This window comes from Mesorhizobium calcicola, from assembly GCF_042682105.1.
GTDB lineage: Bacteria > Pseudomonadota > Alphaproteobacteria > Rhizobiales > Rhizobiaceae > Mesorhizobium > Mesorhizobium calcicola.
Genome location: NZ_JBHUGY010000070.1, coordinates 1 through 13,664, shown reverse-complemented (window position 1 = coordinate 13,664; position 13,664 = coordinate 1). Strand labels below are relative to the sequence as shown.

Annotated in this window: 12 protein-coding genes and 1 pseudogene; 6 read left to right on the top strand and 7 right to left on the bottom strand. The window is 62.8% G+C overall.

What is annotated here, in order from left to right:
• Positions 1–41 precede the first annotated feature (41 nt).
• The 4 genes from ACFSQT_RS34925 to ACFSQT_RS34910 form a co-directional block, all read right to left on the bottom strand.
• Positions 42–992 (bottom strand): c-type cytochrome, encoded by a 951-nt coding sequence (locus tag ACFSQT_RS34925; RefSeq protein ID WP_379026591.1) that lies wholly within the window; start codon positions 990–992, stop codon positions 42–44.
• Positions 993–1,001: 9 nt separating this feature from the next.
• Positions 1,002–1,439, bottom strand: a complete 438-nt coding sequence (locus ACFSQT_RS34920; RefSeq protein WP_379026590.1) for a c-type cytochrome — start codon at positions 1,437–1,439, stop codon at positions 1,002–1,004.
• Between the two features lie 288 nt (positions 1,440–1,727).
• On the bottom strand, positions 1,728–2,324 hold the full coding sequence (locus ACFSQT_RS34915; RefSeq protein WP_379026589.1) for a superoxide dismutase: 597 nt from the start codon (positions 2,322–2,324) through the stop codon (positions 1,728–1,730).
• 177 nt (positions 2,325–2,501) lie between these two features.
• Positions 2,502–3,380, bottom strand: a complete 879-nt coding sequence (locus tag ACFSQT_RS34910) for a branched-chain amino acid aminotransferase (protein WP_379026588.1) — start codon at positions 3,378–3,380, stop codon at positions 2,502–2,504.
• A gap of 156 nt (positions 3,381–3,536) precedes the next feature.
• On the opposite strand from ACFSQT_RS34910, the gene ACFSQT_RS34905 reads away from it, so the two are divergent.
• Positions 3,537–4,199 carry a haloacid dehalogenase type II gene (locus ACFSQT_RS34905; protein WP_379026587.1) on the top strand — a complete coding sequence of 221 codons (663 nt, stop codon included), beginning with the start codon at positions 3,537–3,539 and terminating at the stop codon, positions 4,197–4,199.
• A 212-nt stretch (positions 4,200–4,411) separates the two neighbouring features.
• Positions 4,412–5,239 (top strand): L,D-transpeptidase, encoded by an 828-nt coding sequence (locus ACFSQT_RS34900; protein WP_379026586.1) that lies wholly within the window; start codon positions 4,412–4,414, stop codon positions 5,237–5,239.
• Between the two features lie 72 nt (positions 5,240–5,311).
• Here ACFSQT_RS34900 and ACFSQT_RS34895 read toward each other — a convergent pair whose 3' ends face one another.
• Positions 5,312–6,859, bottom strand: coding sequence for a helicase HerA-like C-terminal domain-containing protein (locus tag ACFSQT_RS34895; protein WP_379026585.1), 1,548 nt, complete (start codon positions 6,857–6,859; stop codon positions 5,312–5,314).
• Between the two features lie 320 nt (positions 6,860–7,179).
• On the opposite strand from ACFSQT_RS34895, the gene ACFSQT_RS34890 reads away from it, so the two are divergent.
• From ACFSQT_RS34890 to ACFSQT_RS34880, 3 genes and pseudogenes are all read left to right on the top strand, one after another.
• Complete coding sequence (locus ACFSQT_RS34890) at positions 7,180–8,622, top strand: methylmalonyl-CoA mutase subunit beta (protein ID WP_379026584.1); 1,443 nt, start codon at positions 7,180–7,182, stop codon at positions 8,620–8,622.
• Positions 8,619–10,739, top strand: a complete 2,121-nt coding sequence (scpA, locus tag ACFSQT_RS34885) for a methylmalonyl-CoA mutase (protein WP_379026583.1) — start codon at positions 8,619–8,621, stop codon at positions 10,737–10,739. The genes ACFSQT_RS34890 and scpA overlap by 4 nt, the downstream gene beginning before the upstream one ends.
• A 94-nt stretch (positions 10,740–10,833) precedes the next feature.
• A pseudogene (locus ACFSQT_RS34880) lies at positions 10,834–11,211 on the top strand (type II toxin-antitoxin system death-on-curing family toxin).
• On the opposite strand, the gene greA reads toward ACFSQT_RS34880, so the two are convergent.
• Positions 11,208–11,681 (bottom strand): transcription elongation factor GreA, encoded by a 474-nt coding sequence (gene greA, locus ACFSQT_RS34875; RefSeq protein WP_379024593.1) that lies wholly within the window; start codon positions 11,679–11,681, stop codon positions 11,208–11,210. The pseudogene ACFSQT_RS34880 and the gene greA overlap by 4 nt on opposite strands.
• Before the next feature lie 121 nt (positions 11,682–11,802).
• Here greA and ACFSQT_RS34870 point away from each other — a divergent pair, with 121 nt between their 5' ends.
• The gene (locus ACFSQT_RS34870; protein ID WP_379024591.1) at positions 11,803–13,179 is read left to right on the top strand and encodes a TIGR03808 family TAT-translocated repetitive protein; all 1,377 of its coding nucleotides are present in this window, start codon (positions 11,803–11,805) and stop codon (positions 13,177–13,179) included.
• Here the strand turns inward: ACFSQT_RS34870 and ACFSQT_RS34865 are convergent.
• On the bottom strand, positions 13,172–13,664 hold a 493-nt coding region (locus ACFSQT_RS34865), incomplete at its 5' end, for an asparaginase (protein ID WP_379026582.1). The two genes, ACFSQT_RS34870 and ACFSQT_RS34865, sit on opposite strands and share 8 nt — an antisense overlap.

Sequence of the window (13,664 nt, the reverse complement as noted above, 5' to 3'; positions counted from 1 at the left end):
TGTCGTTGTCAAAACCGCCGCGCGTTTTTGAATGACATGCATCAGTTCGCCGTCTTCTTGCGCGCTGGATAGCCGTTTGGATGCGGCGGTATGGCCTTGAGATAGGCGGCGATCGCCGTGCGATCCCCTGCGGTCAGTTCGGCCATGTTCTTTTGTACATCGACCATGGCACCGCTCGCGGAATCGAACTCCGGCGTGAAGCCGGTTTCGAGATAGTTGGCGATGTCGGCTTCCGACCAGTTGCCAATGCCGCCCTCGCCCGAGGTGATGTTCGACACGACGCCGCTGCCTTCGGCGGCTAAGGCACCCGCCAACCACGCGCTCTTCTTGGTGCCGCCCGCAAAGTCACGCGGCGTGTGGCATTCGCCGCAGTGGCCTGGCCCTTCGACAAGGTAGCGACCGGCCATCACCGGATCCGGCGTGCCATCAGCGAAAGCAATCACCGGCTCCTTGCTCAAATAGAGCCGTTTCCACAACCCGAGACCGCGACGGATGTTGAAGGGAAAACTCAACGAGTGATCTGGCGCCTTGCCGGCAACCGCCGGAAGCGTCTTCAGGAAGGCGTATAGATCGGCGATGTCGGCGGGCCTCATGCGTGCGTAGGACGGGTAGGGAAACGCCGGGTAGAAATGCTCCCCCGAGGGCGACACCCCCTTCAGCATGGCATTGGCGAGGTCCTCGACCGACCACGCACCGATACCGTCCTTGGCATCCTGCGAAATGTTCGGCGGCACGAAGGTACCGAACGGCGTCTTGAGCGCGAGGCCGCCCACGAGCGCGAGCCGCGCCTCGCCCTGTGAACCCGGCTTGGCGTGACAGGACGTGCAGCCGCCGGCATTAAAAATGCGCTTGCCTCTAGCGGAATCGCCGGGGCCGAGTTGCGCCAAGGTTTCGACGTCGAGCTTGACCGGCGCCGACAGCAGCCATCCGGCAACAGCACCGACACCACCCAGAACGAGGGCGGCGCCGACGAGTTTTTTCAGCAAGGGCATTGCCCGCGATCAGCCCTTTTTGATCCTGTAGGTCTGATGGCAAGTGCCGCAATCGGAGCCGATGGTGTCGAACTGCGCCTTCAAGGCGTCGACATCCGCTGGTGCGGCTGCGACCGCAGCCTTGACGTCAGCGAGATACTTGGCCTGAACCGTCTTGAATCCGGCCATGTCTTCCCAGATCTTGGGAGCAGCCGTGGTGTCGCCAGCATCGCTGCCGACCGGGAAAAGAGCGTCGATATCCAACTTCTCAGCATTCGCCTGCAGCGCCTGCAACGCCGTCAGCACCGCTGCTGCCTCGAAAGGCTCCTGGCCGTTGACCACTTTCGACAATCCGCCGGCAATCTTTCCACGTTCCTTCATCAAAACCTGCCGATCGAGGATCGGGTCGGCAAAAGCCGCCGAACCGGCGAGTGCGAGCATTGAGATGGCGATAACAAGCTTTCTCATTCATTTGGCTCCAGGATGAAGGTATTTCGGCGATGAGGGATTTCGGGACAGGACGTTAACGGATGCGATGGGGGGAATATTCCCTTCTCCTCGGATGATTTGTCCGACTTTAACGGCACGAGGCCACGGCGCGCAAAAAGAAAAGCCCCGGCATGCCGAGGCTTTTCTGGAGATCGATCAGGACATCAAACGCGTCGTGCCCAGACGGACTCGAACGACGCAGTTTGCGTCTCTGTTTTAGTGCATGTCGTTGTCCCAAAACCGCTGCGCGCTTTTGGGCGACATGCATCAGGCCTTTTCGTACATTTCGAGGACGTGATCCCAGTTGATCAGGCTGTCGACGAACGCTTCGAGATATTTCGGCCGGGCGTTGCGATAGTCGATGTAATAGGAATGCTCCCAGACATCGACGCCGAGGATCGGCGACGCGCCATGGACGAGCGGGTTTTCGCCGTTCGGCGTCTTCGAGATCGCCAGCTTGCCGTCCTTGACCGATACCCAGGCCCAGCCGGAACCGAACTGCGTCGTGCCGGCGGCGATGAAATCGGCCTTGAACTTGTCGTAGCCGCCGAGATCGCTGTCGACCGCCTTCTGCAGGGCGCCGGGCAATTTGTTGCCGCCGCCGCCCTTCTTCATCCATTTCCAGAAATGGATGTGGTTGTAGTGCTGGGCGGCATTGTTGAAGAGGCCGGCATTCTTGCCGAACGACTGCTTGACCACCTCTTCGACCGACAGATCGCCCATGCCGGCTTCCGCGGCGAGCTTGTTGCCGTTGTCGACATAGGCCTTGTGGTGCTTGTCGTGGTGATATTCCAGCGTCTCTTTCGACATGTAAGGCTGCAGGGCCTCATAGTCGTAAGGCAGAGCGGGCAATTCAAAAGCCATGGATGGTACTCCCTCGTGGAAAAATCCGGTGTCGATACCGGACTAAGATAGGTCTGGATTGAGCTGGAACAACGCCGAAATGAAGCGCCGGTTCCCTTTCTAAGCGGGTTGCGGAAAACTGTCACACGGTTTTCCGACAACGAAGCGCGCAGCGGCAAAAGGGCCGGGCCGGGCGCGTCAGCCAGCCGACGTCGAATGCGCCCAATCCCAATAGAGCTCGCGCGCCTTCTTGGCCACCGGCCCGGGTTGCAGATTGCGATCCTCGATGCGCGTGATCGGCACCACCTTGGAATGGTTTCCGGTCGAAAAGATTTCGTCCGCTTCCAGGAAATCCCGTATCGACAGCGTCTTTTCGGTGGTCTTGAAGCCATACTCGCCCAACAGCGCCATCGTGCGCGAGCGGGTGATCCCGGACAGGAAGGTGCCGTTCGGTGCCGGCGTCAGCACATGGCCATCCTTGACCAGGAAGATGTTCGAGGTACCGGTCTCGGCGACGTTGCCCAGCATGTCGAGCACCAGCGCGTTGTCGAAGCCGCGCATCTTGGCTTCGAGAATGGCACGTCCGTTGTTGGGATAAAGGCAGCCGGCCTTGGCGTTGGTCGGCATGGTTTCGATGGTCGGGCGCCGGAACGGCGACACGGTCACCGAGAAGCCGGTCGGCGGGATCATCGGCGATTCATAGAGGCAAAGGCAAAAACGGGTCGATGCGGGATCGGCCGGCACGCCCATATAGCCGCCATGCTCGGCCCAATACATCGGCCTGATGTAGACGGCTGTCTTGCCATCGAACTTCTTCAACCCGTCCCAGGTCAGCCCGACGATCTTGTCGGCGGTCATCGACGGCTTGAGGCCGAGCGCAATCGCCGAGGAATTCACCCTGGCGGCATGGCGGTCGAGGTCGGGCGCCACCCCTTCGAACCAGCGGCCGCCGTCGAACACGCTGGTGCCAAGCCACATGGCGTGGCTGCGCGGCCCCAGAATGGCGACATTGCCCTCGTGCCAATCACCATCGACGAAAGTCCATGTCGCGGATTGTGCCGCAGCCGCCAGTGTCATCGCCTTGTCCCGTTTCAATCAATCCTGTGTCACAGCTATTGGAGGACGCTTTGGCGGGCGCCGTCAACCGGCATCGAGGAGTTTTGTTGAGGCCAGCGACGGGCGCGATGCAATCAAGGCTTGCACCTTGTCGCGCCTCGCCTCAAAACTGTTGCCATGCAATACGCCGCCTATGTTTTCGACGCCTATGGCACGCTGTTCGACGTGCATGCCGCCGTGCGTCGGCATGCCGACCAGATAGGGCCGGACGGCCAATTGTTGTCCGAAATCTGGCGCGCCAAGCAGCTCGAATATTCCTGGGTGCGCACGCTGATGGGCGCCTATGCCGATTTCTGGCAACTGACCGAACAGGCGCTCGATTTCGCCTTGCGCAAGGTTCCCTCCGCCGATCCCGGCCTCAAGGCGAAATTGCTGGACGCCTACTGGCGGCTCGATTGCTATCCGGAAGTGCCGGCCGTGCTCAAGGCGCTCAAGGCCTCGGGAGCCAAACTGGCGATCCTGTCCAACGGCTCGCCCGAAATGCTGCAGGCAGCGGTCAAATCGGCCGCGCTCGATCAGGTTCTGGACGACATCTATTCCGTCGATACGGTGCGGCGCTTCAAGACCGATCCGGCGGTCTACGACATGGTCACCACCGGCTGGCGCCTCTATCCCAACGCGGTTTCCTTTCAGTCCTCCAATCGCTGGGACATCGCCGGTGCGGCCAAATTCGGCTTCCGCACGGTGTGGATCAACCGTTCCAACCAGCCGGAAGAGTACCGGGACTTTCCGCCGGCCCTGATCCTGCCATCGCTCGAAGCGCTGGTGCCCGGCAGCTAGTGCATGCCGCCCAAAAGTGGCCCCGGTTTTGGGACAACGACATCCACAAAACAGAGGTCGCAAAGCTGTGGCTCTGGCGACACAGTGGCGACGCAGTCACAGCTTCGCCTTTCTTTGTCCACGTTCGGGCCAGAATCGGAACCGCCTATCGCGCCAGCGCAACTGCCAGCGTACACGCTTTGTTGCGATTTTGAGACTTAAAGAAAGCAACCATGTCCATAGCCGAAATCGAATCCTATCGCCTGAGCCGTCGCGGCTTTCTCAATGCCGCCGCACTGGGCGCCGCTTCGATCGCGGTTTCCGCATGCGTTACCACTGGACCGGCACCGGTCGAGCCGCCGCCACCGCCAACCTATGTCGAGCCGCCGCTGCCCGACTATGCGACGATGTACGCGGCGGTCAGCGATGGCGGCTTCGATCTTCCGGCGATACCGTTCGAGAAGATCGATCCGCAGTTCCTGCGCCAGATCGTTCCCGATCCGACGGGACAGAAGCCCGGCACCATCATCGTCGACACCACCGGGCACCACCTCTATCTCGTGCGCCCGGGCGGCCAGGCGATCCGTTACGGTGTCGGTCTCGGCCGCGCCGGCTTCGAATGGTCCGGCGACGCCGTCGTCCAATGGAAGCAGAAATGGCCGAAATGGACGCCGCCGGATGAAATGATCGCCCGGCAGCCGGAATTGAAGCCATACAGCGCCGACAATGGCGGCATGCCCGGCGGGCTGAAGAACCCGCTCGGCGCGCGTGCGCTCTATCTGTTCCAGGGCAATGTCGACACACTCTACCGCCTGCATGGCTCGCCTGAATGGAAGTCGATCGGCAAATCGGTCTCATCAGGCTGCGTTCGCCTGATGAACCAGGACATCATCGATCTCTACGATCGCGTGCCCTCGAAGAGCCCGGTCATCGTGACCGCCGATGTCAATCAGCCGATGGTGGCGACCGCCAACCGCCGGGCCATCCCGATCGACGCCGGCGTGCCGGACGGATCGATCCTGCTCGGGCCGTTGAAAGAGATCACGAATTCGATTTTCTGAACCGACGACAGCGCCGGGGACACGTGGCGCTGTAGGGCGGCGGAGCCACGCCGCTCCGCTTCGGTCTGAAGCTCAGCGCCCCCTGGACAAACTCCCCAATATCCCGCGCACGATCGCGCGGCCCACCGACGAGCCAACCGAGCGCACCACCGACTTGATCGCGGCCTCGGCCACCGTCTGGCGATTGGACGGCCGCGGCGCGGGTGCTCGCCTGCCACCCGATTGCGGCGCCGGATCGTCGTTGCCGAAGCCCGGAATGGTCCAGCGCGAGCCGCCGCTGCCCGCCTGCTGTGCCTGTTCTTCGGCGTCCTGCGCTTCCCTGGCCTTCTTCTGCAGCATCTCGAAAGCCGATTCGCGATCGACGACCTGATCGTACTGGCCGGCGACCGGGCTTTCCTGGATCAGCTTCTGCCGCTCGGCGGGCGTGATCGGCCCGAGGCGCGAGGACGGCGGGCGGATCAGCGTCCGCTGCACCATGGACGGCACGCCCTTGGTTTCAAGCGTGGAAACCAGCGCCTCGCCGGTGCCGAGCTGGGTGATCGCGGTGGCGCAGTCGAAGTCGGGATTCGGCCTGAAGGTTTCTGCCGCGGTCTTCACCGCCTTCTGCTCGCGCGGCGTATAAGCGCGCAGCGCGTGCTGCACCCGGTTGCCGAGCTGGGCGAGAACGGTTTCCGGAACATCGAGCGGGTTTTGGGTGACGAAATAGACGCCGACGCCCTTCGAGCGGATCAGGCGAACCACCTGCTCCACCCTGTCGATCAGCACTTTCGGCGCGTCCTCGAACAGCAGATGCGCCTCGTCGAAGAAGAACACCAGCTTCGGCCTGTCGGGATCGCCGACTTCCGGCAGCACCTCGAACAGCTCCGACATCAGCCACAACAGGAAGGTCGCGTAGAGCCGCGGATTCATCATCAGCTTGTCGGCGGCAAGCACGCTGATGGCGCCACGTCCGTCACGGGTCGTGCGCATGATGTCGGCGATGCGCAGCGCCGGCTCGCCGAAGAAATGCGCCGCACCTTGCTGCTCCAGAACCAGCAGCGTGCGCTGGATGGCTCCCACGGACGGTTTCGTCACATTGCCGTAGCGCGAGCCCAGCTCGTCGGCGCGCTCGGCGATGTTGGCCAGCAGCGCCTGGAGGTCCTTCATGTCGAGCAGCAGCAGGCCTTCCTCGTCCGCCAGGCGGAAGGCGATGTTCATGATGCCTTCCTGTGCCTCGGTCAGGTTCATCAGGCGCGACAAAAGCAACGGTCCCATTTCGGAAACCGTGGCGCGGATGGGATGGCCCTGCTCGCCGAACAGATCCCAGAAGATGACCGGAAATTCCTGGAAGTCGTAAGGGTCGAGCTTGACCTGCTCGGCCCGCTTGACCAGGAAATCCTGCGCCGTTCCCATCATGGCGATGCCGGACAGGTCGCCCTTGATATCGGCGCAGAACACCGGCACGCCGGCATTGGAAAATCCTTCCGCCAGGATCTGCAAGGTGACGGTCTTGCCGGTGCCGGTGGCGCCGGTCACCAGGCCGTGACGATTCCCATATTGCAGCAACAAATGCTCGGCACGCTGATAGCTGTCGTCCGGCTTGCGGCTGGCGCCGATGAAAATACTGGTGTCGTCAGCCATATGTCCGGTCTCCGCAGACTGATGTGTTTAAGGCCAGTGGCCTTGCCGCAGGTATAGTGAGGCCGTCGCACAGCGACAATGCCATTCGTTTCAAGTGAGGGGCCATTCGTTCAAGTGGAGGCCAATCGTCGAAATCGGATTTTGGAACTTGCGGATTTTGCCGGTGTTTGGCAATCGTTCATGGTTCGTCCACGCGGGCTGACCTATATCTGATGGATCGAATTCGGACCGCCAAAGCGCATTGCAATTGCGATATCGAACCGGGGACCGTAGACTGAACTGCTCCAGGCTGGTGCGGCCGCATGAAATGAGGAAGACGGATGGGCGCCGGAGCCTTGATCCAGGACGTTGAACCAGAAAATGCCGAGCGCCAGCGATGGCTGGCCTTGGCGGAAAAGGCGTTGGCGGGCGCTTCCTTCGAGGAAACGCTGGTCTCGCATAGCGACGACAACATCCGCATCGAACCGCTCTACGACCGCAGCATCGCAGCGGAACCGGCCGTGCGCGCAAACCCGAAATCGCCCTGGATCGTCAGCCAGCGCATCGATGATCCGGATATCGACCGCGCCAAAGCCCAGGCCCTGGAGGACGTGGCGCAAGGCGCGACGGGCCTGTCGCTTGTCTTCGAAGGAGCGCCGAACGCGTTCGGCTACGGCCTGCCGAGAACGGCGCAGGCGCTGGAGACAGTGCTGGATGGTGTGCCGATCAACCGCATCCAGGTCCGTATCGATGCGCATCCCTGGAGTCGCGCGGTGGCCGACTGGCTGGTGGCGTTCCTGAGCAAGCGGCGTTCGGACCCGGCAAAACTCAATCTCTCCTTCGGCATCGATCCGGCGGCGATCTTCGCCGGAACCGGCCGGCTGCGCATGTCGATCGAGGCTTTGCAGGCCTCGATGCCGCAGTCGCTGGCGCATTTCTTCTCGATGGGCGTTCCGGGCGTGCTCTTGGAGGCGGACGGCCGCGTGTTCCACAATGCCGGCGCCACGGAAGCGCAGGAGCTTGGCATCATGCTGGCTTCGGCGGTCTCCTATCTCAGAATGTTCGAGACGGCGCGGCAGCCGCTTGTCTATGCCGCGCCCCATATCGGCTTTGCGCTCAGCGTCGACCAGGACCAGTTGCTGTCGATGGCCAAGGTGCGGGCTTTGCGCAGGCTCTGGGCACGGCTGCAGGAGGCCTGCTCGATCCCCAATTCCACCGCCAATATCCATGCCGAGACGTCGTTTCGCATGATGACGGCCATGGACCCGGAGACCAACATCCTGCGCACCACGATTGCCTGCTTTGCCGCGGCATCCGGCGGCGCCGATTCGATCTCCATCCTGCCGCACACGATCGCGCATGGCCTGCCGGCGGGTTTTGCCCGTCGCGTCGCCCGCAACGCGCAGCTGATCATGGCCCATGAAAGCCATATCGATCATGTCGCCGATCCTGCCAACGGGTCCGGCGCGGTCGAAGCGCTGACCGCGGAACTGTGCGAGATGGCCTGGGCGGAATTGCAGACAATCGAGGCCGAGGGCGGCATCTTGTCCAGCCTTCAGGACGGACATATCCAGAAGCGCGTTCATGCCGCGGCAACGCGGCGCAACGCAGCCTACCAGGCAGGCGAGCGAGCCATCATCGGCACAACACTCTACCCATCGAAGAGCGAGCGTCCGGTCGAGACCCTGGCAGCGGAACGGCGGCCTGCCTTCACCGAAGGCGTTGCCGTCTGCGAGCCCCTGTTTCCGGTCCGCATCGACCAATCGATCGGAGCCGCGTCTTGATCCCTGATTTCAGCCAGATCGGCTGGGTGCCGCCACGCCGCGTACCCGTCGAGGTCAAAGGCCAGCGGATGACGCCGGAAGGCCTCGTCGCCAAGCATCTGTACAATCAAAGCGACCTCAAGGGTTTGCCGCATCTCGACACCTATCCGGGCCTGCCGCCCTTCGTGCGCGGCCCCTACCCGACCATGTATGTCCAGCAGCCCTGGACGATCCGGCAATATGCCGGCTTCTCGACGGCGGAGGAATCCAACGCTTTCTACCGGCGCAATCTTGCCGCGGGCCAGAAGGGACTGTCGGTCGCCTTCGATCTCGCCACGCATCGCGGCTATGACAGCGACCATCCGCGCGTCGCCGGCGATGTCGGCATGGCGGGAGTCGCCATCGATTCCATCCTCGACATGCGGCAGCTCTTCGACGGCATTCCGCTCGGCGACATGACGGTGTCGATGACCATGAACGGCGCGGTGCTGCCGATCATGGCGCTCTACATCGTCGCCGCGGAAGAACAGGGCGTTGCGCAGAAGGATCTCGCCGGAACCATTCAGAACGACATTCTGAAGGAGTTCATGGTCCGCAATACCTACATCTATCCGCCGAAACCCTCGATGCGGATCGTGTCGGACATCTTCTCCTACACGTCGAAGAACATGCCGAAGTTCAATTCGATCTCGATCTCCGGCTATCACATGCAGGAGGCCGGGGCGACGGCCGACCTCGAGCTTGCCTATACGATCGCCGACGGCATCGAATATGCCCGCGCCGGCGTCGCGGCGGGCCTCGACATCGACCGCTTCGCGCCGCGCCTGTCCTTCTTCTGGGCGATCGGCATGAACTTCTTCATGGAAGTCGCCAAGCTCCGGGCGGCGCGACTGTTGTGGGCAACCCTGATGAAGAAGAATTTTTCGCCCAAGGACGAGCGCTCGCTGTCGCTGCGCACCCATTGCCAGACCTCGGGCTGGTCGCTGACGGCGCAGGATCCCTACAACAACATCATCCGCACCATGATCGAGGCGATGGCGGCGACGCAGGGCCACACGCAGTCGCTGCACACCAATTCCTTCGACGAAGCGATGGCGCTGCCGACCGACCATTCGGCGCGGATCGCCCGCAACACCCAGCTCATCCTGCAGAAGGAATCCGGCACCACGCGCGTCATCGACCCGTGGGGCGGTTCGGCCTACCTCGAACGGCTGACGCATGATCTGGCGGCGCGCGCGCTTGCCCATATCGAGGAGGTCGAGGCGCTCGGCGGCATGGCCGCCGCGACCGAACAAGGCATTCCCAAGCTGCGCATCGAGGAAGCGGCAGCGCGCACGCAGGCGCGCATCGATTCCGGCGAGCAGATGCTGGTCGGCGTCAATGCGCATCGCCCCGAGACCGACATCGAGGTCGATGTGCTGAAGATCGACAATGCCGAAGTCAGGGCGCGGCAATTGTCGAAGCTGCAAAGCCTGAAAGGCACACGCGATGTCGGCGCCGTCGAGAGCGCACTCGATGCGTTGACCCGTGCGGCGGAGGGCAATGAAAACCTGCTGGAGTTCGCCATCCGCGCCGCGCGCTCCAATGCCACGGTCGGTGAAATCTCGTACGCATTGGAAAGGGCATTTGGGCGCCATGTCGCTACGGTGCAGACCATTTCAGGCGTCTATCGCAAGGCGCTCGGCGACAATGCCGTGGTCGACGGACTGCAGGGCAAGCTTGATGCCTTCGAGAAGAAATTCGGCGCCAAGCCGCGCATCCTCGTTGCCAAGATGGGACAGGACGGCCACGACCGTGGGCAGAAGGTGATCGCCACCGCCTTTGCCGACCTCGGCTTCGACGTCACCGTCGGCGCGATGTTCCAGACACCGGATGAGATCGCCAGGCTGGCGGTCGCGCACGACGTCCATATCATCGGCGCCTCGTCGCTGGCGGCGGGACACCTGACGCTGATCCCGGAATTACGCGACTCGCTGAAAAAGCTCGGTCGCGGCGACATGCTGATCGTGGCCGGCGGCGTCATTCCGCCGCAGGACTACGACGCGGTGGTGCAGGCGGGTGCGGCGGAAATCTTCCCGCCGGGTACGGTCATTCCGGAGGCGGCGGACCGGCTGATGGACCGGCTGCTACAGGCCTGACAGGCCATGTTATAATATCCGTTGCAACGCAAGTCAGCCGCGTCGCGCGTGAGCGGATGAAAAAATACGAGGTTGCCTACCGTGCGCTCGCAAAATGACCGAGCATCATTCGCGGGAATTCGTGGAGCGCTGCACGCCGAGCAGTTGCGTCTGCACGGCAGGCATCCGCGACGAGGGAATGCTTAAGTCGGCTCTCCACTGGCCGCAACAAAGAGAGATTTATGGCGAACCGGATTTGTGCGAACTGGCGGCCGCCTATCTCTTCGGCATAGCCAAGAACCATTCTTTCGTCGACGGCAACAAACGCACCGCCTTTACCGCAGCGGACTTGTTCCTCTACTTCAACGGGTTCAGCATCGAAGCCGAGCAACAGGATATCATTCAGCTGGTCTTGATGGTTGCCGCCGGCGAAATCGATGAAGCCGGAGCTGCAGCTTTCTTCCGAGACCATGTTGTCAAGCTCGAGGACTAGCTGTCGGAGAGCTTGACAATTTGCCATTCGTTGCCGTTGACCACTGCCAAGTCGCCGACCTTCTTGCCGAACAAGGCGATGGCCATCGGCGAGACGTGGGAAATGGTGCCCTTGGCCGGGTCGGCCTCGTCCTCGCCAACGATTTTCCAGTGCACCTTCCTGCCGTCATCGCCCGCAAGCGTGACGCCCATGCCGAAGCGCACAAGGTCGCTGCCCGGTTCCGGCACCGACAATTCGGCGCTTTCGCGTCGGGCGGTCCAATAACGGAGGTCGCGCGAGACCACCGCGATGCGCTCGCGATCCGCCTTTCTCTCGGCTTTGGCCATTATGTCGCGCAGGTCGGCCAGATTCTCCTCGATCATCGCCAGGCCGCGCTCCGTCACCAGATTGCGGTGGTGGCTGATCGGCCGCTCGCCGACGCCGGCAATGGCGTTTTCGCTGTCTTCCTCGCGGGTGAAAGCTCTGCTCATCCACTGAACTTAGGCGCGCTGAGGCTACTCGACAAGCCATTGTCGCCGCGCTGGCGATGAGAGACAGAATGTCTGGCACGATTCCTGCGGTATCGCGGTTGAACGCCAGGATCCTGTGCCGATGTTGAACAGACGAACGCTCTTAACCGGAACCGCCGGCTTTACCGTCATGGGCCTCTCGCTTGGCAGAGCGGCGGCCGCCAGCCTGACCGGCATCGAGAGAGCGTCGATGCGCGGTTCGATCAACGCCACCGAACTTGGCGTCTCACCTGGCATCTTTGATGATCAGAGCAAGGCCTTCGCCAAGCTGCTGCGCGACGCCAACGAGCGCGACATGCCGGTGTTCCTGCCGCCCGGCACCTATGTGGTGTCCAACCTCGCGCTGCCCGGCCGTGTGCGTCTTTCCGGCGTGCCGGGCGCAACGCGGATCGTCTATGGCGGCGATGGCCACCTGTTCAAGGCCGAACAGGCCGACCATATCGAACTCAGCGGGCTGGTCTTCGACGGCACAAACCGCTCGATGGGCGACTACGCGCAGGGGCTGCTCGATCTGCGCCGGGTCGCGCACCTCGTCGTCGACAATTGCCAGATAACCGGCAGCGGCAAGAACGGACTGGCGCTAGAACACGCGGCGGGCCGGGTCGAGCGCTCGGACATATCGGGGGCCGCCGATGCCGGCATCTATTCGGTCGAGGCCGGCGGGCTGGCAATTACAGGCAACACCATCTCCGACTGCGCCAATGGCGGCATTCTGGTGCACCGCTGGCAGGCGGCGGAAGACGGCACCATGATCACCGGCAACCGCGTCGAACGCATCCAGGCGCGCAGTGGCGGAACCGGGCAGAACGGCAACGGCATCAATGCTTTCCGGGCCGGCAATGTCGTGATCTCCGGCAACATCGTCTCGGACTGCGCCTTTTCGGCAATCCGCGCCAACAGCGCCAGCAATCTGCAGATTTCCGGCAACACCTGCTCGCGCTCGGGCGAGACCGCGGTCTATTCCGAATTCTCCTTCGAAGGCGCCATCATCAGCAACAACATTGTCGACGGCGCTGCCAACGGCATCTCGATCGTCAACTTCAACGAAGGCGGCCGCATGGGTGTGTGCTCGGGCAACATCGTGCGCAATCTGTCGACCAGCGGCCCCTACCCCGCCGACCCGCCCGGCTTTGGCGTCGGCATCGGCGTCGAGGCCGACACCACCGTTTCCAACAATGTCATCGAGAACGCACCGCTCTATGGCATGCAGATCGGCTGGGGGCCGTACCTGCGCAATGTCGTCGCCACGGGAAACATCATCCGCAAGGCTGGAACCGGCATCGTCGTCAGCGTGGTCGAGGGCGCCGGCACGGCCGTCATCTCGGACAATGTCATCGATGGCGCGCTGAACGGCGCCGTTGTCGGCCAGCGCTGGGCCGAACCGGCGACAGGCGACCTGACATTATCGGACAAGAGCGGCTATGCCCATCTGACCGTCGAGCGCAATCACGTCAGCTGAGTGCCAACGTCGGCCTGAGCGCCCCGACCTTGGCGCCAATCCGGCTTTCAATAGGCGTGTTCGCCAATTCAACCAGCTTTGCCGCCAAGGCCTCGTCAGCCCGCAGCAGGCTGGCCAGCACGGCGGCAGCCATGGCTTCGCCAGCGCGGCCGGCGCCATCATCACATTTGATGGCGATGCCGAGGCCAAGTTCAGGTATCGCGCTACAGTGGACACCTTCGGCACCGCCTTTCGCAAAAATCCGCCCGGGTGCGGCCTCCATCAAGGCGACGTCGGCACGGTCGGTGCCGGCGACAAAGAACGGTTCTGCCATGCAGGCCGCCAGCAGGCGCCTCGCGGCCTTGGCCCGCTCGGGGCCAAAACCATTCGTCGTGGCCATGCGGGCAAAGCCAAGCGCAAAACTCCTGAGCGGCACCGCGTAGGTCGGGATCGAGCAGCCATCGATTGCTCGCTCGTCCACGCCATGAACGCCCCCGTGACCGCCT